Origin of the sequence: Paraburkholderia terricola (assembly GCF_900142195.1) — a bacterium.
In the GTDB taxonomy this organism is placed as follows: Bacteria; Pseudomonadota; Gammaproteobacteria; order Burkholderiales; family Burkholderiaceae; genus Paraburkholderia; species Paraburkholderia terricola.
Genome location: NZ_FRAB01000006.1, coordinates 117542 through 140498, shown reverse-complemented (window position 1 = coordinate 140498; position 22957 = coordinate 117542). Strand labels below are relative to the sequence as shown.

18 protein-coding genes are annotated in these 22957 nt (G+C 64.0%); 4 read left to right on the top strand and 14 right to left on the bottom strand.

The annotated features are described in order from the left end of the window. Window positions 1-332: 332 nt before the first annotated feature. The 6 genes from BUE39_RS07580 to BUE39_RS07550 all read right to left on the bottom strand — a co-directional run bounded on the left by BUE39_RS07580 (window position 333) and on the right by BUE39_RS07550 (window position 8314). On the bottom strand, window positions 333-1208 hold the full coding sequence (locus tag BUE39_RS07580) for a LysR family transcriptional regulator (RefSeq protein WP_073428026.1): 876 nt from the start codon (window positions 1206-1208) through the stop codon (window positions 333-335). A 511-nt stretch (window positions 1209-1719) separates the two neighbouring features. Then, window positions 1720-2721 carry a substrate-binding domain-containing protein gene (locus BUE39_RS07570; RefSeq protein ID WP_235004830.1) on the bottom strand — a complete coding sequence of 334 codons (1002 nt, stop codon included), beginning with the start codon at window positions 2719-2721 and terminating at the stop codon, window positions 1720-1722. Window positions 2722-2848: 127 nt separating this feature from the next. Next, window positions 2849-4291, bottom strand: coding sequence for an LLM class flavin-dependent oxidoreductase (locus tag BUE39_RS07565; protein WP_167363271.1), 1443 nt, complete (start codon window positions 4289-4291; stop codon window positions 2849-2851). 78 nt (window positions 4292-4369) lie between these two features. Continuing rightward, window positions 4370-5608 (bottom strand): SfnB family sulfur acquisition oxidoreductase, encoded by a 1239-nt coding sequence (locus tag BUE39_RS07560; protein WP_073428023.1) that lies wholly within the window; start codon window positions 5606-5608, stop codon window positions 4370-4372. A gap of 151 nt (window positions 5609-5759) precedes the next feature. After that, window positions 5760-6842 (bottom strand): ABC transporter permease, encoded by a 1083-nt coding sequence (locus BUE39_RS07555; RefSeq protein WP_073428022.1) that lies wholly within the window; start codon window positions 6840-6842, stop codon window positions 5760-5762. Next, on the bottom strand, window positions 6839-8314 hold the full coding sequence (locus BUE39_RS07550) for a sugar ABC transporter ATP-binding protein (RefSeq protein ID WP_412534851.1): 1476 nt from the start codon (window positions 8312-8314) through the stop codon (window positions 6839-6841). Before BUE39_RS07550 ends, BUE39_RS07555 begins: the two co-directional genes overlap by 4 nt. Window positions 8315-8711: 397 nt before the next feature. Between BUE39_RS07550 and BUE39_RS07545 the strand changes: the two genes are divergently transcribed. The 3 genes from BUE39_RS07545 to BUE39_RS07535 are packed head-to-tail and all read left to right on the top strand — an operon-like array spanning window position 8712 to window position 11410. After that, on the top strand, window positions 8712-9752 hold the full coding sequence (locus BUE39_RS07545; protein ID WP_084561373.1) for an aliphatic sulfonate ABC transporter substrate-binding protein: 1041 nt from the start codon (window positions 8712-8714) through the stop codon (window positions 9750-9752). 6 nt (window positions 9753-9758) lie between these two features. Continuing rightward, on the top strand, window positions 9759-10649 hold the full coding sequence (locus BUE39_RS07540) for an ABC transporter permease (protein WP_073428020.1): 891 nt from the start codon (window positions 9759-9761) through the stop codon (window positions 10647-10649). Continuing rightward, complete coding sequence (locus tag BUE39_RS07535; protein WP_073428116.1) at window positions 10649-11410, top strand: ABC transporter ATP-binding protein; 762 nt, start codon at window positions 10649-10651, stop codon at window positions 11408-11410. The genes BUE39_RS07540 and BUE39_RS07535 overlap by 1 nt, the downstream gene beginning before the upstream one ends. 206 nt (window positions 11411-11616) lie before the next feature. On the opposite strand, the gene BUE39_RS07530 is transcribed toward BUE39_RS07535, so the two are convergent. From BUE39_RS07530 to BUE39_RS07495, 8 genes are all read right to left on the bottom strand, one after another. Then, a complete protein-coding gene (locus tag BUE39_RS07530) occupies window positions 11617-13275 on the bottom strand; it encodes an ABC transporter substrate-binding protein (RefSeq protein ID WP_084561372.1) in 1659 nt (552 codons plus the stop codon). Window positions 13276-13285: 10 nt separating this feature from the next. Next, window positions 13286-14218 carry an ABC transporter substrate-binding protein gene (locus BUE39_RS07525; protein ID WP_073428019.1) on the bottom strand — a complete coding sequence of 311 codons (933 nt, stop codon included), beginning with the start codon at window positions 14216-14218 and terminating at the stop codon, window positions 13286-13288. A gap of 21 nt (window positions 14219-14239) precedes the next feature. After that, window positions 14240-16063 carry an amino acid ABC transporter permease/ATP-binding protein gene (locus BUE39_RS35990; RefSeq protein WP_073428018.1) on the bottom strand — a complete coding sequence of 608 codons (1824 nt, stop codon included), beginning with the start codon at window positions 16061-16063 and terminating at the stop codon, window positions 14240-14242. A 62-nt stretch (window positions 16064-16125) separates the two neighbouring features. Further along, the gene (locus tag BUE39_RS07515; protein WP_073428114.1) at window positions 16126-17445 is read right to left on the bottom strand and encodes an LLM class flavin-dependent oxidoreductase; all 1320 of its coding nucleotides are present in this window, start codon (window positions 17443-17445) and stop codon (window positions 16126-16128) included. Between the two features lie 76 nt (window positions 17446-17521). Further along, window positions 17522-18457, bottom strand: a complete 936-nt coding sequence (locus BUE39_RS07510) for an ABC transporter substrate-binding protein (RefSeq protein WP_412534848.1) — start codon at window positions 18455-18457, stop codon at window positions 17522-17524. Between the two features lie 26 nt (window positions 18458-18483). Next, window positions 18484-19035 (bottom strand): GNAT family N-acetyltransferase, encoded by a 552-nt coding sequence (locus tag BUE39_RS07505; RefSeq protein ID WP_073428017.1) that lies wholly within the window; start codon window positions 19033-19035, stop codon window positions 18484-18486. 183 nt (window positions 19036-19218) lie between these two features. After that, window positions 19219-20247 (bottom strand): succinylglutamate desuccinylase/aspartoacylase family protein, encoded by a 1029-nt coding sequence (locus BUE39_RS07500; RefSeq protein ID WP_073428016.1) that lies wholly within the window; start codon window positions 20245-20247, stop codon window positions 19219-19221. A 10-nt stretch (window positions 20248-20257) separates the two neighbouring features. After that, the gene (locus tag BUE39_RS07495) at window positions 20258-21550 is read right to left on the bottom strand and encodes an NtaA/DmoA family FMN-dependent monooxygenase (RefSeq protein WP_073428015.1); all 1293 of its coding nucleotides are present in this window, start codon (window positions 21548-21550) and stop codon (window positions 20258-20260) included. A 339-nt stretch (window positions 21551-21889) separates the two neighbouring features. Here BUE39_RS07495 and BUE39_RS07490 point away from each other — a divergent pair, with 339 nt between their 5' ends. Further along, entirely contained in the window at window positions 21890-22954 is a 1065-nt protein-coding gene (locus BUE39_RS07490; protein ID WP_073428014.1) for an LLM class flavin-dependent oxidoreductase, read from the top strand. Window positions 22955-22957: the final 3 nt, after the last annotated feature.

The window sequence follows — 22957 nt, the reverse complement described above, 5'->3', positions numbered from 1 at the left end:
CGTACTGAACCGACGCTTCGTTGGAGCGCTCAACGGTTCCCATATACGGACCTTTTAAGGATCATCGATGAGTCGAATATCGTCGTCCCCAACGTTTCAACACTCGTAACTGGATCGCTGCTCACACGGTGTCTATCCGTTTCGGCCAACTACCTGCAGGACAAGTCAGAAGAAGGAACAGCCGCTGCAGCTCGCAAGCGGACATTCAAGGCGCGGGAAGACGACTGGCAGTTGTGGGTCGGCTAGCGGCTGTCACATCATACCGTCACCAGCGGCCGCGCCATGACAATCCTCGCGAATTCAGAAACAACCGTGGACGCCACAAAGAAGAATCAAACGCCTTTCAGCGCGGCGCGCACAAACGGGACGAACCGTGACGTAACAGGATTGTTTTGCGCATCCGCCCACACAAGCCCTACGCGCCATTTCGCGTGTCTTCCGCGAAGCGGTAGGACTGTAGCGTCCCGAAGCAGATGTTGCGCACGCGAGGGAACGAACGCGACGCCAACGCCAGCAGCGACAGATGCCAGGACAGACTGCACATCATCAGCCTGTTGCGTCACGTTCGGCACAAAGCCCTGTTCGCGGCACCAGGCGTCGACCTGAGCCGCGAGTCCAGGCCCACGCGCACGCCGCAAGGCCAGGAAACCCATTTCATTCAACTTGCCAAAATCGGACGGAAGACGCACGCGCTCAAGGCCTGGGGGTAACGCCAGCGCCAATGTCTCGTCGATCACGCGAAGAGACGAGAGCCCTTCGACCGAGGGCATCCGCATAAAGCCCACATCCAGCTTCCCCGCCAAAAGGCGTCGGGTTTGCTCAGCGGAAGACAGGTCGCTCAACGCGACGGCAATGCCCGGATACTGCTGACGGAAGTCGGCAATGATCTGTGGCGCGATCATCAGCACGGACAGGCAAATGCCGATCCGCAAATGCCCGCGTCTGCCGCTGCCTGCCTCTCGGGCACGCGCGAGAATCTCGTCCGCGTCGCAGACGAGCGCTTGCGCATCGGGCAGGAAAATTTCCCCGAACCGCGTTAGCTCCGCGCCATGCCGCCCCCTTTCGAACAGTTTTGCGCCTAGGCTCTCCTCCAGCGCACCAACCTGTTTGCTCAACGCCGGCTGACTCATATGCAGAGCCTCCGCCGCGCGTCCAAAATGACGCAACTCGACGACCGACAAAAACGTTCGCAGCAGTTTGAGTTCCATTCCGTACTGTTATCGTATCGATCAAATCATTCATTTTACTAATCGATGATCGAGTCGTTCAATACGGGATTAAATCTTTTTACATGCGATGACTCATGGCCCCGACAAACCGTAAGCGTCATCTACATCGGCTGCCGCGCACAGATGTCCCAGTTGACGACCGCGCCGGCAATCCCGATCCTACGCAGGATCTTCTGGTGAGTCGGGAGCGCCGCCCTCGTCGCCCTCGTTTCGCCGGCGTACTCTCGGCAGACGATGGCCACGTTCAGGCGGGCGCCATCGCCGTGAGCTTCGCCGTCGTCTCCCGCAAACGATGGCCGCGCTGAACCAGGCCGTTCCCCGAGGCCGCGATTCATGATGGCCTTCTTCCGGACACGGTGTTCATCGTGAAGGCGCTGAGGACGATCGGTTTCTTCTTCGACACGTTGCCTTTGCGGCCACGCGAGCATTGCGTGAAGGAGGTGTTGATTCCGTGCTCGTTGCGATGTGCCAGCGCCCGGGTCCGCCATGCTCAGTCGGCCGCCGGGATCCATGCAGCGGTGGCCGCGTCGCTGGCGCGGAATGCCGGAAACTTCTGGCCGAGTTCGGCGATCGTCCTGATGTTGTTCTTCAGCAGATCGTCGCGTGTGATCAACGCCGGCTTGACGACGATCCGGTGCTCGGGCTCCTGCCCCGCCAGCAACAGCGCGGCGGCGCGCACCGACACCGCGCCGACCACCGCCGGGTTGGTCGCCGCGGTCGCGACCCATGCGCTGTTCGGCGCGCGAATCGCCTCGATGTCGGACGTCGAGATGTCGGCGCTGTAGATGCGCAGCTTCGACGCGAGGTTCGCCTCGTCCGCGGCGAGCTTCGCGCCGCGCGCAAATTCGTCGTAAGGCGCGAACACCACGCGAATCTCAGGATGCGCGCGATAAGCGGCCGCGGCCTGATTGGCGACGGACTGCGCAATCGGATTGTCGACCGTGCCCCAGCGCGCCTTTTCCTGAACCTTCGGATGCGCGGTCTTGAAGTCGCGCCACACCGCATCGCGCCGGTCGAGCGACGCAAAACCGGCGACATAGACGTAGCCGGCCGAGAACGCGTCGCCGTTGTCTTTCACCGCCTGGTCGAGCAGCAGCGCGGCGAGGTCGTGATCGCTCTGCTCGATCTGGGGCACCTTCGGATTGCCGAGGTCGACATCGAACGCGACGACCTTGATGCCCTTGTCGAGCGCGCGTTGCACGACGTCCTTCAGCGATTCTGGCAAGCCGTGATTGACGATGATCGCCGACACGCCGAGGCTGATCGCCTGCTGGATCTGCTCGCGTTGCTCCGCCGCGTCCTGGCGGCCTTCGTAGATGCGCAGATCGATGCCGAGCGCCTTCGCCTGCTTCTGCGCGCCGGCCTCGTAGGCCTGGAAGAAATCGCCGGTGGACAGATAGTTGACGAGCGCGACTTTCACGCCGCCCTTGTCGAACGGCGCCGGCGCGCCCTTGAGCGGCGCGGCGTGCGCGGCGGCGCCTGCCAGCAGCATCGTGGCGGCGGCGGTGGCGACGACGGCAAGCGCGCGCGCCTTCAGGCTCGTCTCGAACTTGCGACGCGGAAATGATTTCATCAGCGATCTCCAGACCGGAAAAGGACAGCGTTGTGATGGATAGTTTTTATCCGGCATGTGCCGGTGTGTGGGCCGGCGCATCGGCCTGCCCATTGGCACTCGCCTGATTCAGCGCTTGATTCAGCGCCCGAGTCCGATAAGCCGCGCCCGGATGCGGCTCGGCGAGCCGCGGACCGCGCCCGTGCAGCTTCTCGCGTAACGAGCCCGTCGCGTAGTCGGTTTTATAAACGCCGCGCCGTTGCAGTTCGGGCACGACGAGGTCGACGAAATCACTGAAGCTCTCGTGCGTCAGCGCATACGCGAGGTTGAAGCCGTCGACGTCGGTTTCCTCGACCCACGACTGCAACTCGTCGGCGATCTCCTGCGGGCTGCCGACCGACAGCGGCCCCAGGCCGCCAATGCCGCCCCACTTCGCGATCTCGCGCACGGTCCACACGCGCGTCGGGTCGGCGCTCGACAGCGCCTCCACCGCCGATTGCACCGCGTTGCTCTCGACATAGCGCAGCGGCTCGTCGAGGTCGTATTTCGACAGGTCGATGCCGGTCCATCCCGACATCAGCGCGAGCGCGCCCTCGTCGCTCGTATAGCGGCGATAGTCGGCGTGCTTCGCGTGCGCCTCGGCCGACGTGTTGCCGGTGATCACCGTGTGCAGATTGAAGATCAGCACGTCGTGCGGATCGCGTCCGAACGACTTCACGCGCGCGCGGATGTCGGCGACGAAATGCTTCAGGATCGTGCGCGACGGCGCCGCGATAAAAATGCACTCGGCGTGCTGCGCGGCAAAATCCTTGCCGCGCTTCGAGGCGCCCGCCTGGTACAACACCGGCGTGCGCTGCGGCGACGGCTCGCAGAGGTGGATGCCCGGCACGTCGAAATAGGGGCCGCGGTGGTTGATCGGGTGGACCCTGGACGGCTCGGTGAACACGCGCCGCCCGGCGTCGCGCACCACCGCATCGTCTTCCCACGACGCTTCCCAGAGCTTGTAGCAAACCTCGAGATATTCCTCGGCGAGCGAATAACGCTCGTCGTGATTCACCTGGGCGGGCAAGCCGACATTGCGCGCCGCGCTATCCAGATACGACGTGACGATGTTCCAGCCAACCCGGCCGTTGGTCAGATGATCGAGCGTCGACATGCGCCGCGCGAACGGATACGGATGTTCGTACGACAGCGAGCAGGTCAGGCCGAAGCCGAGATGCTCGGTCACGTTCGCCATCGCCGACACCAGCAGAATCGGATCGTTGACGGGCACCTGCGCGGCCTGGCGGATCGCGGCCTCGCCGTTGCCGTTGAAGACGTCGTAAATACCCAGCACGTCGGCGATGAACAGGCCGTCGAACTTGCCGCGCTCGAGCAGCTTCGCGAGGTCGGTCCAATAGTCGATCTGCTTGTAACGCCACGATGCATCGCGCGGATGCGCCCATAAGCCCGGCGACTGATGCCCCACGCAGTTCATGTCGAAAGCGTTGAGGCGGATTTCTCTAGCCATGTTCGGATTCAGTGGAAGATGACGACGGCGCGCCGGCACAGCCGGCCGCGAGCGATAGCGCGAAGCGCGGACATCCCGTCAATTCCACGGATGCCGCACCGGTTTGACGCCGTTCAGATAGTAGTTGCCGACCAGGTGATATTTCCAGCGCACCGGATCGTGCAGCGTATGCACGCGCGCGTTGCGCCAGTGGCGATCGAGGTTGTGCTCGGCGAGCGTCGACTGCGTGCCGGCAAGCTCGAACAGCTTTTCGCCCGCGAGCAGCGCGACTTCCGTGGTCAGCACCTTCGCCTCGCCGACCGCGACCGACGCGCGCGCGACGTCGTCTTCGGTCGTTTCAGGCTTTGCCGCGCTCGCGTCGAGCACGCGCGCCGCCCGTTCGAGCAGCGCTTCGGCCGCATGCAACTGGATATGCAGATGACCGATTTCGCGCACCGTCAACGGATCGTCGCTCGCGCGTTCGACCCCGCTGTCGATCCACGGCCGCGAGCGCGCGCGCACGAACGTCAGCGTGTCGGCGAGCGCGGCCTGGGCAATGCCCGCATCGATCGCGGCCTGGATGATCTGCGAGATCGGCCCGTTGAGCGTCGGAAAATCGGTCACGCGATGCGCGGGCAACACGTGCGATGCCGGCACGCGCACGTGGTCGAGCGTCACCGTGCCGCTGGCGGTCGTGCGTTGGCCGAAGCCCGACCAGTCGTCGATCACGCTCAGCCCCGGCGTGCCCTTCGGAATATAGGCGAGCCAGCCCTTGCGCTCGGCGTCGAGTCCGAGCACCGGTACGAAGTCGGCGAACAGCGCGCCGGTCGAATAGAACTTCGTGCCGTGCACCACGTAGTTTTCGCCGTCGCGCGTCACGCTCGTCTTCAGATCCAGCACGTTCTTCGTGCCTTTCTCCGAAAAGCCGTTGCCGAAGCGTTTGCCGTCCAGCACCTGCGCGAAGAAATACTGCTTCTGGGCTTCGCTGCCGGTCAGCGCGACCACGTCGACGAGACCGAAGTGGTTTTGCGGCAACTGTCCGAGCGACGAATCCGCTGCTGCAATGATCCTGATCACCTCGGTCAGCGTGACGAAGGACACGCCCGCGCCGCCGTATGCCCTCGGCACGGTGATCGCCCACAGGCCCGACTGCGAGAACCATTCGATTTCCTCGTGCGGCAGACGGCGCTCCGCATCGCGCCCGGCGGCGCCTTTCGCGAGACGTGCCGCTACTTCGTGGGCCACGGCGAGCGCTTCGGCGTCGTCGGCAATCACATGCGCCGCGGACCGGTTTGCATCGAACGTTTTCGAGGAAACCGCTTCGTCAACTTCTGCCATGGGAGTCTCCGTTTGCATGACCGTTCGCTCAATCTATCAGCGGCCATCACGCGCGCAAACTGAACGATTCCGCAATCGATATTCCTTGGCGGATGCAAAGGATTTGCGCGCAGCGCGTGCGCGTGCGCGGCCGTGGCCGCTCGCGGGCGGCTCAGGCGCGCGAGTCCGCGCGCCGCCCGACACTGAACGTGAATGCCAGCGCGAGCACCAGCAGCACGCCCTTGATGAAATCCTGCATGTAGTAAGGCGCGTTGAGCATCGTCAGCCCGTTGAGCAACACGCCGACGAACACCGCGCCCACCACCGTGCCGAACACGTTGGGCCGCTTCGCGCCCCACACCGCGTAACCCATCAGCGCCGCCGCCACCGCGTCGAGCAGCAGCGAGTGACCGGCGCTGACATCGCCACGCCCGACCCGCGCGGCGATCAGCACGCCGCCCAGCGACGCGATCGCGCCCGACGCCACGTAGGCCGCGATCCGGTAACGCGCGCTCGGCGCGCCCGCGAGTCGCGCGGCCGTCTCGTTGCCGCCGATCGCATAGATCACGCGTCCCCAGCGGGTCGTTTCCATCACGATGCACGCGAGCACGGTCAGCACGGCGAGCACCAGCACGGGCAACGGCACCACGTCGAACAGACGCAGGCGGCCGAGCGCCAGAAACGCGTCGGGGAACATCCCGCTCGCCTCGGTGCCGTCGGGCAAGATCGTGCCGGTGGCAAGAGAGCGCCCGCCGGTCGGAATCAATTGCAGCCCGGCGAGCAGGAACAGCGTGCCGAGCGTCGCCAGTTGATCCGGCACGCGCAGCCGCGTGATCAGGAGGCCGTTGAACAGGCCGGCCGCCACGCCGAGCACGAGACACGCGGCGACCGCTTCCAGCATCCCGCCATGCCAAACGATCAGCACGTAGCTCGCCGCCATCTGCGCCGACGCGGCCACGCTGCCGACCGAAAGATCGAAGCCGCCCGCGGCCAGCGTGATCGTCACGCCGATCCCGAGCAGCGCAACGATCGATACCGCCTGGAGGATGCTGAACAGGTTGTCGATGTTCAGGAACGCGGGTTCTTTCGTCGCGAACACGGCGATCAGGATCGCAAGCACCAGCAGGATGCCGGTGCGCTCCAGATGATCGCGCAAGCCACGCAAGCCACGCAAGCCACGTAGGCCGCGCAGCGCGGGACGCGCACGGCGGTTGCCGGCCGCATCGCGCACAACGGAAGGGGTGACGGATTTCATCGATCGGAAAGAGCACTCAGGTCGTGGGTGGGATGATGATCGAGCGTCGCGCGATCGAAGCGGACCACGCGATCGGCGATCTCGAAGGCCTCTTCGAGATCGCTGACGAACACGATCGTCGCGCGCTGTGGCGCATGGCGCCGCAACGTATCGGCGATGTCGGCGCGAGCGCCCGCGTCGACGCCCTGAAACGGTTCGTCGAGCAGCAGCAGCCGCGCGGGTTCGACGTGCCAGCGGGCCAGCACGACCTTCTGCTGATTGCCGCCCGACAAACGCGTCAGGCGATCGTCGGGGCCGGTGCAGCGAATCCCGAAACTGGCGATCGCCTGCGTAGCGACTTCGCGTTCCGTCGCCCGTTTCACCGCGCCGCGCCGGAACCAGCGCGATAGGAACGGAAAGCTGAGCGTGCCCGCGATCGACGCGAACGGCACGCTGTCGGGAAACAGCGAGGACCGCCAACGGTCTTCGCCGGCGAGGAACACGCCCGCGCGAATCGCCGCGGCTGGCGAACGCGGACGCCACGGCTGTCCGTCGAGCAGCATGCGGCCGCCGCTCGCGCGCGTCGCGCCGAAGATCGCGCTCGCGAGCCGCGACTTGCCGCCGCCGACCGGACCCGCGATCGCGACGATCTCGCCGCGTCGCACGTCGAGGTCGAACGGCACGCTGTGCGGCGTCAACTGGAAATCGCGCAGGCTGAACGACGGTTCGAGCGGCAGCGTGCCGGCCGTCCGCCGATTGCGCGGATCCGGCAACGGGCGGCCGATCATCGTTTCGACGGCGGCGTCGAAATCGATCGGCGGATGAAGGTCGGCAACCAGGCGTCCATCGCGCACCACCGCGACCCGGTCTGCAATGCGCCGCAAATCGCCGATGCGATGCGAGACCAGCAGAATCGCGACGCCCTCCTCCCGCAACGGTTCGAGCTGCGCGAACAGCCGCTCGGCTTCGGCGGCGGACAGGCTCGCGGTGGGTTCGTCGAGAATCAGCAGCCTGGGGTGTGAAGCGAGCGCCCGGGCCAGCGTCACGCGTTGCTGATTCGCGAGCGACAGCGAACCCAGCGGCGCCGCCAGGTCGATCCGCAGACCGACGCGTTCCGCGAGCGGCCGGGCCGCCGCGCGCCGCGCGGCAGGCGGCACGCGCCACGGCGAACCCGGATCGCACAGGCGCTCGAGCAGCAGGTTGTCGGCGATCGACAGCGCGGGCACGACCGCATCGGCGATCGACTGGTGCACCGTCGCGACGCCGAGTTGCTTCGCGGCCTGCGCGGACGCGGGGCGGTACGGTTTGCCGTCGAGCGTCAACGCGCCGCTGTCGGGTGAATAAATGCCGCTCAGGATCTTCACGAGCGTCGACTTGCCCGCTCCGTTCGCGCCCATCAACGCGACGACCTCGCCCGGATGAATCGACAGATCGAGGTTCGACAGCGCGAGCGTCGCGCCGAAGCGTTTCGTCACGGCCGTGACGCTTAACAGCGGTGCGCGCGAAGCGCTGCCTGCCGGCTGCGCCGCGACGCCGGCAATCCGTTGGTGCGTTGCGTTTTCCGTGGCGCTCTCCTGAACGATGCGATCGACTAGCCTGTAATCACAGCAGCCTTCAAGCGAACCATGCTAGCGGCGATTCGAGCGCGGCAGAAACGATCATTTGTGATTTGAATATGGCGCCGGGCTTAGTCTCTGCCGACATATCGATACCAGAATTGATTGATGGTCCAGGATCGCCGGGCGATCGACAAAGGAAAGATTCACCAGACGCAGATGATTGCCGCTATTGCGGACGCCGTGCTTTGGTTGTGAGCTTTTATTGGTTCGCTTGCGCCTGTGCATTGATTACATTGACCGGTCACAACGATACGGTTTCAAGGACCATTCAATGACAGTCTCCCGGGGTGCATTCGTACAGAAGCCGCGCCGTCTGCTGGCCGGACTGGCCGCTTCTCTCGCGTCTGCCGCGGTCGCTATAGCCGCTATTGCCGCCCTCGCGCCTGTTGCAGCGCAGGCTGCGCCGCCGGCCGAACTCAAACTCGACTATGCGTACTATTCGCCCGAGAGCCTCGTCATCAAGCGCAATGGCTGGCTCGAACAGGAACTCGCGCCCGATCATACGCAAGTCAAATGGGTGTTGAGTCTCGGCAGCAATCGCGCGCTCGAATATCTGAACAGCGGCGCCATCGACATCGGTTCGACCGCGGGCCTCGCCGCCGTGCTCGCCAAGGCGAACGGCAATCCGATTCGTGCCGTGTATATCTTTTCGCGGCCCGAATGGACGGCGCTCGTCGTGCGCAAGGATTCATCGATCACGACGCTTGCCGATCTGAAAGGCAAAAAAATCGCCGCAACCAAGGGCACCGATCCCTTCCTCTTCACGTTGCGTGCGCTGCACACTGCAGGCCTCTCGCGCGACGACGTCGAGATCGTCAACCTGCAACACCCGGACGGACGCGTCGCGCTGGCGAACGGTCAGGTGGACGCATGGGCGGGTCTCGATCCGCATATGGCGGCCGCGCAGATCGACGACGGCGCCCGCCTGCTTTACCGCAACGTGGACTTCAACACGTGGGGTTTTCTGAATGCGCGGCAAGACTTTATCAACGCGCATCCGGATACGCTGGCTCACGTGCTGAAGGCATACGAGAAAGCACGCCTGTGGATCGCCGCCCATCCGGACGAAGCGGCAAAAATCGTCGCGGAGGATTCGAAGCTGTCGCTGCCGGTTGCCCGACTGCAATTGAGCCGCAACGATTTCAGTCAACCTCAGCCCGGCGAACGGCAACTGGCTGCGCTGAAAGCCGCCGCGCCGCTCCTCGTGCGCGAGCAATTGGTCAAACCCGGCACCGATCTGAACGCCGTGATCGATGCGTTGATCGACGTAAAGGCAGCACAACCGGTTATCGCGACGAGCAGCGGCAAGTAACGACACATGAGCCGCACAGTCCGTCAGATCAGCATAGCCGCCGACGATTCGCTCGCGCTCCCCAACCGCGGCTCAGCCGAACCCGTTCGCCGCGCGCTCGCGCGCCCGCGCGACCCGCTCAGGCATTGGCGCATCGCCGGCCTCGCCTTGCCATTCGGCTTCCTTGCCGTTGTCGAAGTGCTGGTTCGCCTGTCGGTCCTGCCGGAACATCTGGTGCCGGCGCCGAGCGCCATCGCGCAGACACTGTGGGAGCTCGGCGGCGTCCGCCTCGGTCGTCATATCGGGGCAAGCTGCGTTCGCGTCCTGGCAGGCTTCGGCCTCGGCGCCGCACTCGCGTTGCTGCTCGGCGCGGCGATGGGTTTGAGCCGGCGTCTCGACGCGTTGCTCGATCCGGCGTTTCAGGCACTGCGCGCGATTCCGTCGCTTGCGTGGGTGCCCATTCTCCTGCTGTGGATGGGTATCGACGAGGCGCCGAAAATCACGCTGATCGCGATCGGCGCGTTTTTTCCGGTGCAATTGAGCGTCGTGGCGGGGATTCGCGACGTCGACAGAAAACTGATCGAACTCGGTGAAGTCAATCGATTGGATCAGCGTGCGCTTTTCACACGCATCCTGTTGCCCGCCTCGCTCCCCCAGATCTTCACCGGACTGCGCACGGGCTTGAGTCTCGCATGGATGTTCATGGTGGCGGCGGAACTGATCGCGGCCACCCGCGGACTCGGCTACCTGCTCAGCGATGGGCGCGAGACCGGGCGCCCCGACCTCGTGTTCGGCGCGATCCTGCTGCTCGCGTTGCTGGGCAAGCTCAGCGACAGTGTTCTTAAGGCGATCGAGGCGCATACGCTGTCGTGGCGCGACACGGCAACCGATCAACGTTCTTCGCGGAGCGCGCGCTGATGCAGCCGAACGCACCAACTCTGCTCGAAGTCCGCGCAGTCAGCAAGGGCTACGACGGACGCACCGTGCTCGAACGCGTGACGTTCGCAATCGGACGCGGCGAAATCGTGAGCCTCGTGGGGCCGAGCGGCTGCGGCAAGAGCACCCTGCTGCGCGCGATCGCGGGTCTCGACCGCGACTTCGATGGCGAGATCCTGCTCGACGGCGTGCCGCAACGCGGACCATCGGCGCGGGTTGGCGTGATCTTCCAGGAGCCTCGCCTGTTGCCATGGCTGAACGTCGGCCACAATGTCGCGTTTTCCGCCCGGCCGCAACGAGGCACCGATCCGCGCGTGGCGGAACTGCTCGGCGAGGTAGGTCTCGCCGGTCTCCAGAAGACGTTGCCCAAGCAGCTCTCCGGCGGCATGGCGCAGCGCGTCGCACTGGCACGCGGCCTGTTCCCACGGCCCGATCTGCTGCTGCTCGACGAACCGTTCAGCGCCGTCGATGCGATCACCCGGACACGGCTGCAGGATCTATTGTTATCGCTCACGCGGGCGCACGGCACCGCGGCGCTGCTCGTCACGCACGATCTCGACGAAGCGCTGTATTTGTCGGATCGCGTGCTGTTGCTCGCGCCATCCGGCAGGAACGGCGCGGGCTGTCTCGGGCGAGACGTCGAGATTGCCGCACCCCGGCCGCGCGATCGGCGCGACGCATCGCTAGCCCGCGTGCGGGACGAATTGCTGAGCGGTATCGGCGCGGCGCTGCCCGCTGCCTGAGCCGCCAGTCATCGCTGCGCGAAGGTTAAAACCTGGTGGCCGGTATCGCAGGAAGGCTAGAACGTGATGAACCGCGCCGACGTCCAGACCTTGCTGTCATCCCGCTGCCGCCGCCCGAACAGATACACCGGCAGGAAGCCAAACGGGGCCGGCCCATGCCGAATCGCTGTTCGGATCGCGGATCGGGCATGCCGGCCTGTCCACCCTCACTCCAACCACACGCCTTCGAAGCGATGACTGCCGAGCGGCGAAAACGCGAGCCCCTTGACACGCTTCGACACCGGCAGAGAGACGATCGAATGCGCGATCGGCGTGTACGGCACCTGCTGCTTGAAGATGACCTGCGCCTGCTGATAGAGCGCCGTCCGCTCGTCGACGTTCGCCGCCGCGCGCGCCTTGTCGATCAACGCGTTGAACGCCGGATCGCACCATTTCGACACGTTGCTGCCGTGTACCGCATCGCACCCGAGCAAGGTGCCAAGCCAGTTGTCGGGGTCGCCGTTGTCGCCCGACCAGCCGTACAGCATTGCGTCGTGTTCGCCGCCCTGCTTCGCGCGGCGGTTATATTCGCCCCACTCGTAACTCACGATCTTCGCGCGCACGCCGATCTTCGCCCAGTCCTGCTGGATCAGTTGCGCCATCAATTGCGCATTGGGATTGTATGGACGCTGCACCGGCATCGCCCACAGCGAAATCTCGAAACCGTTGGGAAAGCCCGCCTGCGCAAGCAGCGCCTTGGCTTTTGCGGGATCGTACGGCGCGTCCTTCAACTGCTTGTTGTACGACCATTGGGCAGGCGGCATCGGATTCGACGCAATGGTCGCATTGCCCGAAAAAACCGACTGAATGATCGCGGGTTTGTCGATGGCCATATCGAGTGCGCGGCGCACTTCCACACGGTTGAGCGGCGCATGTTGCGTGTTATAGGCGACGAAGCCCGCATTGAAGCCGACGCCCGAAACGGCGGTAAGCGCGGCGTTTCGCTTCAGAACCTCCAGATCGGCGGGACGTGGAAATACCGACACCTGGCATTCGCCGCTCGCGAGCTTCTGGATACGTACCGCCGGATCAGGCGTGATCGCAAAGATCAGATGCGCGAGCTTGACGTCGTCCGGACGCCAGTAGCCGGGATTGGCGTCGTAGCGGATCAGCGCGTCCTTCTGGTACGAGCGGAACACGAAGGGCCCCGTTCCCACCGGCAATTGATTGATGTCCGCCTCGCGATGCGCCGCGCCCAGCTTCTCCGCATATTCGGCTGACAGAATCGACGCGAAGCTCATCGCAAGATTGCGCACGAAGATCACGTCCGGCTCCTTGAGCCGGAAGCGCACCGTGAGAGCATCGACCTTCTCGATGCTCTCGATGTTCCTGTCGAAACCCAGATCGCTGAAATACGGAAAACTGGCCGGGTAGGCCTTGCGGAACGGATCATCGGCATGCAGCATGCGGTTGAACGTAAACAGCACGTCGTCGGCGTTGAAGTCGCGGGTCGGGCGAAACCATGCGGTCGTATGGAACTTCACGCCGCCGCGCAGATGAAACGTGTACATGCGCTGATCCGCGGAAATGTCCCAACTCGTCGCCAGGGCGGGTTCGAGATCGAGCGTGCCGCGCCGGAACTGCACCAGTTCGTTATAGACCGTATTGGTGCTCGCGTCGAAATCGGTGCTGGTCGTGTGCTGGCCCGGATCGAACCCGGCGGGGCTGCCTTCGGAGCAGAACACGAGCGTGCCTGTCGGCGCCGCGTGGACGGGCGCGCCGTTCATCAGCAGCGCGCCGACCAGTACCACCGGGACGCCGAGACGCGAGACACGCAACATGGCGCGACGCAGCGGCGCGCCGGAAAGAATGGAACGGAAGGTCATTGGCGTTGAGTCAGAATTTTGGCAGGCCCGGCGGGTTGCTTTCGGAACGGTTCAGCGCCTCGGCCTGAATCCCCCAGCGCGCGAGCGAGCGCGCGTAAGTCCCGTTGGCGATCACACCGTTGGTCGCGAGTGTCAGCCCGTCGACGAGTCCGCTGCCCTTGCGTGTTGCAATCGCAACGTCCGCTCTCGCGGGCCAGCCCGCATTCACGGTTCCCACCTGGCGAATCGCGCCGCTTCGCGCGGCGTCGTACGCAAGCGGCGCATTGGGATTGAACTCGACGTCCGCTCGACCGGAAAGCAGCGCAACGCGGCTCGCCGCGTCGTCGTCGAAATACTGAAGCTCGACGGGCTTGAGACCTTTCGCGACGTTCTGCCGGTTCCATTCGAGGATGATCTTTTCCTGAATCGTCCCCGAGCCGGTGATCACGCGCAGGCCCGCGATGTCTTTCGGCTCCGCGATGCCGCGTATCGGGCTGGCGGTTCGCACGTAGAAACCATGCAAGCCCTGACGGTACGTGGTGAAGTCGAACTTCTCCTTGCGCTGTTCCGTTACACCGACGTTCGAGATGACCGCGTCGTATTTCCCCGACGTCAAACCCAATGGCCAGTCGACCCATGCAATCGGCACGATGTCGAGCTTGAGCCCCAGCGCGTCGGCGATCAGTTGCGCGTAGTCCGCATCCGACCCGACGACGGTTCGCGCATCCGTCGCATAGGTCGCGGTGGGCGGGCCGTGCGGCGAGATGGCGACTGTAAAGAACCCTTCCCTCACGAACCGGTAGCGATTCGCGAGCGCCGCAATCGCCTGCTCGTTTTTGCCGGTACGTAGACGTCCCGGCTGTTGCGGACTGAGGTCGATGCCGGTCGGCGCGGCATGAGCGCCGCCGATCGCCGCCAACCCCGCCGCGATGCCCGTCATAACGAATGTTCGCCTGTTGATCATCGTGTTGCGAAGAAAGAGTTATCAGAGCACACGCGACAAAAATTCGCGCGTGCGGGAATGTTGCGGTTCGTTCAGCACGCTCGCCGGCGGACCGACTTCGATCACCCGGCCGCGATCCATGAACACGATGGTGTCGGCCACCTCCCGCGCAAAGCCGATCTCATGCGTGACGATCACCATCGTGGTCCCGGAGCGCGCCAGCTCCTCGATGACGTCGAGCACTTCGTTCACCAGTTCGGGATCGAGAGCGGATGTCGGCTCGTCGAACAGCAGCACCTTTGGCCTCAACGCCAATGCGCGAGCAATCGCGACCCGTTGCTGCTGGCCGCCCGACAATTGCCGCGGCCACGCGTGCGCCTTATCCGCCAGCCCGACGCGCGCAAGCAGACCCTGGGCGAGCCGCTCCGCTTCCTTGCGCGGCAGGCGGCCAAGCGCGACAGGCGCCTCGACGAGGTTGTCCAGCACGCTCAGATGCGGGAAGAGATTGAAGTTCTGAAAAACCATGCCGACGTCCCCGCGACGCCGCAGCACGTCCCTCTCCTTCAGTTCGTGGAGCGTCATGCCTTCACGGCGATATCCGATCAGTTCGCCGTCGATATCGATGAAGCCGTCGTCGACGCGTTCGAGATGATTGATCGTGCGCAGCAACGTCGACTTGCCGGAGCCCGATTGACCGAGGATCACCGTCACGCTGCCGGGACGCATGGTGAGCGAAACGTTGTCGAGCACTTTCAGTGTGCCGAAGCTCTTGGAGACGTTGTGGATGACGACCTCGCCGCCTGCGCGCTGATCGATCCACGGATTCGCATCGCCGGCGATCTCCGAATCAATCGGCGCGACGGCAGGCCGCGAGTCGCCGGACAACGCGGTTTCGCGCCGACGCGGCCGCCGACGCAAAACAAACCCTGCAAGCGCCTTGATTAAATCGTCGAATGGGGACGACGTTGTACTGCGCGTGGCCCCGCGCGAGAAATAGCGTTCGACATACACCTGAATCGCCGAGAGCACCGTGAGGATGATCAGATACCACACCGTCGCCACCATCAGCAGCGGGATGACTTCGAGATTGCGCCGATAGATGATCTGCACCGTGTAAAACAGTTCAGGCATGGCCAGCACATAGACCATTGCCGATCCCTTCGTCAGTGAGATGAGATCGTTGAACGCGGTCGGTACGATGGCCCGCATGGCCTGCGGCAGCACGATGCGTCTCGCCTGGCGAAGCCGCGGCAGCCCCAGCGCCGCAGCCGCTTCGAGCTGCCCCTGATCGACCGACAGAATCCCGCCGCGAATCACTTCCGCTGAAAAAGCGGCGTGATTGAGCGTCAGGCCGAGAACGGCCGCGCAGAAAGGACTGATGACCTCGATGGTCGGCCAGTGTGCGAACGCGATGCCGGTAAAGGGAATGCCGATGCTGATGGTCTCGTACAGATAGCCGAGGTTGTTCAGAATAAGCAGCAGCACGATGAGCGGAATCGAGCGGAACAACCACACGAAGACCCACGCGCTGCCTGCCAGAAGCGAAGAACGCGAGACTCTTGCCAGCGCGATGAGCATGCCGAGCGCGAAGCCGATCGACGCACCCAGCGCCGTGAGCAGCAGTGTTCGCCCAAGTCCCGAGAGCACCGGTTCCGACAGAAACCATTCGGCAAAAACGCCCCAGCCCCAGCGCGGATTACCCAGCACGGAGTCGAGCACGAGCGCGATCAGGATCGCCGCGACGGCCGCGCCGGCAGTGCGCGCGCGATGCTTCGCGGGCACGACGTGATATCGGTTGCGGTCCCGTTGCAATTCTCCTTGCACGGAACCCGGCGCCTGTACGGCGACTTTAGCGGCTTCGTTCATCGTTCGTACCGTGTTCGTTCTGGTGCCCGTTTGGTGCCCGTCTGGTGCGCGCTCGTGTCTGTTTATGCAGTCTCGGTCAGCGTGTAGCGGCTTTCCTTGCGCGGCAAGCCAAGATGGTCGCGCAGCGTCGCGCCCGCGAGCGTCGTTTCGTAACGGCCGCGCCGCTGCAGTTCGGGTATCACGTAACGGACGAAATCGTCGAGGCCCTGCGCCTGCACCGCGAAGCCGAGAATGAATCCGTCCGCGGCGCCTGCTTCTATCCAGCGAATGAGCTCATCGGCCACGTGTTCGGCCGTCCCCAGGAAATGCGTCTTCGGCGTCGCGACTTCGAGCGCGACTTCGCGCAAGGTTTGCCGCTGGTTGCGCGCATTGGCCTTGATGCGGTCGGTCGTCGAGCGGAAGCTGTTTCTGCCGATATCGCCGAGTTCGGGGAACGGGGCATCGAGCGGGTACTGCGTAAAGTCGTGATGGTCGAAAAAGCGGCCCAGATAGGCGAGCGCTTCATCGATATTGAGCAGATCGCGAATCGCCCGGTACTTCGCTTCGGCTTCTTCATGCGTCGCGCCGACGATCGGGCCGATGCCGGGGAAGATCTTCACGTGGTCGCGGCTGCGCCCCTGCGCCGCGGCGCTGTCCTTGACGCGCTGCGCGAAGAGCCGCGTCTCCTCGACCGAGACCGAATGCGTGAACACCGCATCGGCATACTTGCCCGCCAAGGCGATGCCTGCGTCCGACGAGCCGGCCTGAAAGATCACCGGCTGCCCTTGCGGTGAACGCTGGATATTGAGCGGCCCCGCTACCTGAAAGAATTTTCCCTCGTGATTCAGCGCGTGCAACTTGTCGCGATCGAAAAACACGCCGCGCTCGCGGTCACGCACGAATGCATCGTCATCCCAACTGTCCCACAGCCCTTGTGTCACGCTCAGGTATTCGTCCGCGATTTCATAGCGCAACGCGTGTTCCGGATGCGATCCGCCGTAGTTCCTGGCGGTGCCTTCGAGCGGCGTCGTGACGACGTTCCAGCCGGCCCGGCCGCCGCTGATCAGATCGAGCGAGGCGAACTGCCGTGCGACCGTGAACGGATCGCTATACGACGTTGAAACCGTACCCGCGAGACCGATCTTCGACGTGACCGTGGCGAGTGCCGACAGGATCGAAACAGGCTCGAAGCGGTTCAGGAAGTGCGGGATCGATTTCTCGTTGATGTAGAGACCGTCCGCGACGAATGCGAACGCAATGCCGTTAGCTTCGGCTTTCTGCGCCGTCCCGATCATGAAATCCAGGTTGACGCTGGCATCCGCGGGACCGGCGGGATGCTTCCACGCGTTCATGTGGCTGCCGGCGCCTTGCAGCATGATGCCGAATGGGATGTGCTTACTCATGATGTCGTTCGCCACACAGAAGAAAAAGATCGAAGCGGGTGATGCGTTCGCGCTCGCAAGAGGATCACCCCGCGTGTCACGACTTCGGCAAACCCGGCGGATTGGTCGCCGCCTTCCCGATCGCCTCGGACTCGAGATGCCAGCGCGCGAGCACCGAACGATACTGTCCGTTCTGGATGAGATCGTTCAGCGCGATGGTGAGCGGATCGGCGAGACCGCTGCCCTTGCGCGACGTCACCGCGACCTCCGCCGTGCGCGGCCAGCCGCCGCTCAACGTGCCGACCTGACGCGTCTTGCCTTGCCTCGCCGCATCGTAGGCAAGCACCGCGTTGACGCTGAAAATCGCGTCCGCCCGTCCCGACTGCAGCGCGACGGACTTCACCGCATCGTCGTCGTAGTACTGCACGGAAACCGGCTTGAGTCCGTGCGCGACGTTCTGCCGGTCCCACTCCAGCAGGATCTTTTCCTGATTGGTCCCGGCGTCGGTGATGATCCGCAGACCGGCAACGTCCTTCGGCTCCGCGATTTGCCTGATCGGACTGTCGGTTTTCACATAGAAGCCGATCTGATCCTGCCGGTAGGTCGAGAAGTCGAACTTCGCCTTACGCTCTTCCGTTACCGTGACGTTGGAAATCACCACGTCGACCTTGCCCGACACAAGGGCCAGCGGCCAGTCCGGCCACGAGAGAATCACGACGTCGAGATGCTTGCCGAGACTGTCCGCAATCAGTTGCGCGAGATCCGGGTCGAATCCGACTACCGTCCTCGCGTCGCTCGCGTAGGTGCTGATCGGCGGATGACCAACGACGATGCCCACCGTCAACGCATTCTTCGCGACGAAGCCGAAGTTCGAAGGTATGGCCTTGATGGCGGCCGGGTCCTGCGTGCCGCGAATCCGGTTCTGTTGCGCCGGGCTCAGATCGAAGCCCGGCTCGGCGGCGAGGGCTGGAGCGATGCCGGCCATGCTCGCCAATAGAAGCGTTGCAAGATGCGCGCGCAATCTCATCGTCATTTTCTCTATGGGAATTGCAGGTCGGTTTATCGGGTCGCGAGGTGGACTTCTTTCGCGCGAAGATCGTCGAGGGTATCGATGCGGCCCGGAGCTAGCAGATCCTTGCCATAGCGCAAATGAACATGCACCTCAGGCGGCAAGGACGTGTCGAACAGGCTGGCGTAGCCGGTATTCGTGTACAACGCCCACGCTTCGGGCTGCCGGAAGCCGGTGGTCAGATAAACGCGGGTGTAACCCTGAGCGAGCGCACGTTGTTCGAGCTCTTGCACGACGCGGCGCGCGAGACCCTGGCGGCGCACATCGTCGCGCGTCCAGACACGCTTGAGTTCCGCGGTGCGCGCGTCGTAGCGCTTGAACGCGCCACCGCCGATCGCCGCGCCGTCCCGCAGCAGCAGAATGAATGCGCCCTCCGGCGGCGCAAACGCCTCGGCCGGATAACGCGCGATTTCCTGCGCGGCCGACTCGCCGTTATCCTTGTGAAACGACGCGTAGCGCGTGGCGTACTCGCGCTGTAAAGCGCTCAGCAAAGGCGCGGCGAGCGGATCGAGCGGAGTGGTATCGACAACGCTAAGGCTCATGACGATCGACCGGACGTGCCGGCTTGTCTTCGGGAGCTCACACGATAGCGCGCCGTCGTTCGACGGCTAAACAAGCAATTGGTATATGAATATGGTGCCGCTGCGGCGAATGTTTTTTGATGTCCGTTCGATTGCCCGCGCAGCGCTTTCGGTTACCGGCGCATCGTATCCGTCAATAGAACATCATCGCCGCGCGGGCGCCGCGGAGAACGACGCGTCGTCCTCGGCAAGATGAAACAGACAATCGCCTCGTCGGACCAGCGCGGGCACGCGTTTGCAGACCACTTCTCCGTCGCTGTCGAAATGGCGAATCACAGGCTCGCGCCATGGCGTATCGGGGAAATGGATTCGCGCAGCGGGTTGCCCATGACTCACTCGTTCGCCGAGTTCGACAAGCGGCTCGTAAACGCCGCTGTCGTAGGCATAAACGTAGTGCCGCGCACCGGCGACGCGTCTGAAACGCGTACTCGCAGGCGGCGATTCCGGCACGAGCGGTCCATGCAGCAGACCCACATGGCCGAGGAAATGCAGCAGCCCCTGGCGCGCCTCGCGAATCAGCGTGGGGTCGACCGTTCCCGCACCGCCCAGTTCGGTCGTGATCGATACCGCGCCTCGACGGCGCGCCGCTGCCGCCGCGTGCACGGAATTCTCGCGATGAATGAATGCGTTCGGCAAGCCGAATGCATTCAGTAAATCGATCAGCCGCGCTTTCTCGGCTTCGTCGCGCGGCTCGATCGCGAGCAGGTTGCCGCCGTGATAGAGCAGTGAACTTCCGCCCGAATGGAGATCGATCAGATAGTCGGCGCGCGCCAGCAGTTCGTGCTCGATGTAATGCGCGATGATTTGCGTGGGAGAGCCTCGCGGGTCGCCGGGAAACGCGCGGTTGAGGTTGCCGTCGTCTATCGGGGATGTCCGTAGACCCTGTTCCACCGCGGGCGCATTGGCGGCCGGCAACACGATGATTTGACCTGTTACATACGCGGGATCGATCTCGCGCGTGAGTTGCGCGGCGAGAATCTGCCCTTCGAATTCGTCGCCATGATTGCCGGCCATCACGAGCACGACAGGCCCGCTTCCATTGCGGATCGAAACAACCGGTATGGGCAGCCAGCCGTATGCGGAACGATGCACCGAGTGCGGGAGACGGAGATAACCGGTGTGCCGGCCGGGCACGTCGAAATCGATTTCGCTGACGATCGGATTCAGGTGCATATGAAACCTCCTATGGCAGTGCGGGCAACTCGAGGTTGGAGCGGAAGTCGCCACCTGGGTAATCCGCGTCGAGCAGATCGCGCTTGCGCAGTTCCGGCAACAGGCCATTCAGAAGCAGATCTTCCTGGTCCGGTTGCCCGAGTCCGTGCAGCGAAACGACGTCCACGAGGCCGGCGCGGTAACGTTCCTCTATGGCATCCGCGAGGCGCTCCGGTGTGCCGGCCACGAACCAGTGTCCCGTTTCCTGTGCCTCTATGATCAGTTCTCGCAGCGTCATGCCTTGCAGCGCATATCGGCGGAAGATCTCCACGCGGCCGCGCCGGCGATTGACGTTCCCCACATCTGGAAGTACCTCGGCCGGCAGCGGCCGATCGAGAGGAAAATCGCTCAGATCGAGTCCACCTCCGAGCATGTCGGAGAGTTTCAGGCGCCCCTGGTGGAAGTCGATGCGCTCATGCTTCTCGCGCAAGCGCCGTGCGACGTCCGCATCCGATTCACCGATCACCGAGTGAAACGAGTTCATGATCAACGGTCCGCCGTCCACGCGTCCCAGTTCGATTGCCTCGCGACGCAATGCGGTGACGAACGCCTCCGCGTCGGTCAGCGTGGGTTGCGATGTATAGACGACCTCGGCATAACGCGCGCCGAGCGTGACGCCCTGCTTCGACTGGCCGGCCTGAAACAGCACAGGACGGCGCTGCGGCGGTGGCGGAACATTGAGCGGCCCTTGCACCTGGAAATGCTGGCCGCGATAGTCGATACGCTTTAGCTTGCGAGGATCGACGGCAACCGCGCCGCTCGCGGTGCGCCGCGCCGCCGTCGTATCGTTGGCATCGAACAGCGCGTTCACGACCTCGATGAATTCGGTCGCGCGCGCATAACGCCTTGCGGGATCGGGTAATCCGGAATCGCCGAAGTTCTCTTCGCCGACAGAAGACGTCACCGCATTCCACGCGGCACGCCCGCCACTCAGATGATCCAATGTACCGATCATGCGCGCGATGTTGTAGGGATGATGGTACGTGGTCGAGACGGTCGCGACCAGCCCGATGTCCGAGGTCACCTGACTCAAACCCGCCAGCGCCACGATCGGCTCCTGACTGCCCGTTCCACCCGATAATCCTTCGGCATCGGCCTGGAGAAGATCGGCGGTGAAGAGGCCCGTGATCTTCGCGGCCTCTGCCTTGCGAGCCAGATCGGCCGCACGTTTCGCGCCGCGCCGCCGCTCGGCGTCTTCGTTCGCGAACAACACGCTGCCCGCGCCGACGAGCGTCTTCAGTTTTCTCCGTTTCGCAGCGCACATCAGCCGCACCTCACTGCGTGACAAGGCATCGTCCCGTTGCCTGCGCCGCTCATTGTTTCGCACTGTCCGCGAACAAGCGAGTTCATTCGATCATGCATGCGATTGTCTTCCAAAGCCGATGAGAGTGACCCGCGTTATCAGGCGCGGCTTTCGAGTGTATCGATATTGGCTTCACTAAACATCGGTCGGCGCGGCCGCATTGAACCAATCTTTTTGCCTTTGCTTATTCTTCTTGATTGTTTGACCGTGCCGTTCACGGAGAAATACCATCGCCATACTAATCAGATCGGCTCACCAGGCCGCGCGAGCCCGACCCATGTCGCACTTCCAGAACTTCCAATGACCGCCTACGCTTTGAGCCTGCTGGACAAGAGCCCTATCGCACGAGGCGAGACAGCGACCCAGGCACTGACGCGCACGATCGACCTCGCGCGCCATGCGGAGGCGTGGGGATACCGGCGCTATTGGCTGGCCGAGCATCACAACACGAGTCAACTCGCCTGTCCTTCGCCTGAAATCCTGATCGCTCATATCCTTGCGCGCACAAGTCGCATACGTGTCGGTTCGGGCGGCGTGATGCTGCAGCATTACAGTCCGTACAAGGTCGCGGAGAATTTCAATCTGCTGGCCTCGCTCGCTCCCGGCCGCGTCGATCTCGGCATCGGCAAGGCGCCCGGCGGGTTGCCGCTCTCGACGCGCGCGCTGCAATCCGCGCACGACCCCGCGCACAAACCGGATTTCGCGGCGCTTGCATTCGAGCTGAACGGCCATCTCGTCGATCGCCCCGCCGGGAATCCTGAACACAGTGCCGCGGACGGCGAGGAGCAGTTTGGTTCCGTTCTGCGAGCCACGCCGCTGCCGCCGTCGCCTGCGCGCCCTTTCCTGCTCGGAGCGAGCATCGAAAGCGCGGCGCTCGCGGCCTGGCTTGGCTGGGACTTCGTGTACGCGGCGCACATCAACGGCGCACCGGACGAGATCGAGCGCGCTTTCGGGCGCTATCGCGCGGCATCGAACGGACGCAAGCCATTGCTGGCCATCTCCGTCATCGCAGCGCAAAGCGCTGACGAAGCAGCGCGGCTCGCATCGGACACACGGCGCTTTCGCGTGCAAGTCGGCGATCAACAGCCGGTAACGGTGGGCAGCATCGCCCAGGCCGAAGAGTTCGTTCGCCAGGCAGGCGGCGGTGCCCATCGCATCGACGAGCGCGAGACGCATATCGTGCATGGCACGCCCGACGCCGTCCATGACACGCTCGGCGAACTGCAAGACCGCTATGGCGTGGAGGAATTCATCATCGACAACCCGGTGACGGACGCCACGCAACGTATCGCCTCGGTGCGTTTGCTGGCGCGCGGGCTCCTGCACGGCGAAACGCCGCACGCCGCCGAAGCGGCGCGCGGCTGAAAC

What these genes read in the sequence shown, in the direction of transcription:
- BUE39_RS07540 (WP_073428020.1), top strand. Translation starts at nt 9,759, where the DNA reads ATGAGCCGCACAGTCCGTCAGATCAGCATAGCCGCCGACGATTCGCTC.
- BUE39_RS07490 (WP_073428014.1), top strand. Translation starts at nt 21,890, where the DNA reads ATGACCGCCTACGCTTTGAGCCTGCTGGACAAGAGCCCTATCGCACGA.
- BUE39_RS07525 (WP_073428019.1), bottom strand. Translation starts at nt 14,218, where the DNA reads ATGATCAACAGGCGAACATTCGTTATGACGGGCATCGCGGCGGGGTTG.
- BUE39_RS07530 (WP_084561372.1), bottom strand. Translation starts at nt 13,275, where the DNA reads ATGACCTTCCGTTCCATTCTTTCCGGCGCGCCGCTGCGTCGCGCCATG.
- BUE39_RS07545 (WP_084561373.1), top strand. Translation starts at nt 8,712, where the DNA reads ATGACAGTCTCCCGGGGTGCATTCGTACAGAAGCCGCGCCGTCTGCTG.
- BUE39_RS07510 (WP_412534848.1), bottom strand. Translation starts at nt 18,457, where the DNA reads ATGACGATGAGATTGCGCGCGCATCTTGCAACGCTTCTATTGGCGAGC.
- BUE39_RS07495 (WP_073428015.1), bottom strand. Translation starts at nt 21,550, where the DNA reads ATGTGCGCTGCGAAACGGAGAAAACTGAAGACGCTCGTCGGCGCGGGC.
- BUE39_RS07535 (WP_073428116.1), top strand. Translation starts at nt 10,649, where the DNA reads ATGCAGCCGAACGCACCAACTCTGCTCGAAGTCCGCGCAGTCAGCAAG.
- BUE39_RS35990 (WP_073428018.1), bottom strand. Translation starts at nt 16,063, where the DNA reads ATGAACGAAGCCGCTAAAGTCGCCGTACAGGCGCCGGGTTCCGTGCAA.
- BUE39_RS07515 (WP_073428114.1), bottom strand. Translation starts at nt 17,445, where the DNA reads ATGAGTAAGCACATCCCATTCGGCATCATGCTGCAAGGCGCCGGCAGC.
- BUE39_RS07565 (WP_167363271.1), bottom strand. Translation starts at nt 4,291, where the DNA reads ATGGCTAGAGAAATCCGCCTCAACGCTTTCGACATGAACTGCGTGGGG.
- BUE39_RS07560 (WP_073428023.1), bottom strand. Translation starts at nt 5,608, where the DNA reads ATGGCAGAAGTTGACGAAGCGGTTTCCTCGAAAACGTTCGATGCAAAC.
- BUE39_RS07505 (WP_073428017.1), bottom strand. Translation starts at nt 19,035, where the DNA reads ATGAGCCTTAGCGTTGTCGATACCACTCCGCTCGATCCGCTCGCCGCG.
- BUE39_RS07555 (WP_073428022.1), bottom strand. Translation starts at nt 6,842, where the DNA reads ATGAAATCCGTCACCCCTTCCGTTGTGCGCGATGCGGCCGGCAACCGC.
- BUE39_RS07500 (WP_073428016.1), bottom strand. Translation starts at nt 20,247, where the DNA reads ATGCACCTGAATCCGATCGTCAGCGAAATCGATTTCGACGTGCCCGGC.
- BUE39_RS07570 (WP_235004830.1), bottom strand. Translation starts at nt 2,721, where the DNA reads ATGCTGCTGGCAGGCGCCGCCGCGCACGCCGCGCCGCTCAAGGGCGCG.
- BUE39_RS07580 (WP_073428026.1), bottom strand. Translation starts at nt 1,208, where the DNA reads ATGGAACTCAAACTGCTGCGAACGTTTTTGTCGGTCGTCGAGTTGCGT.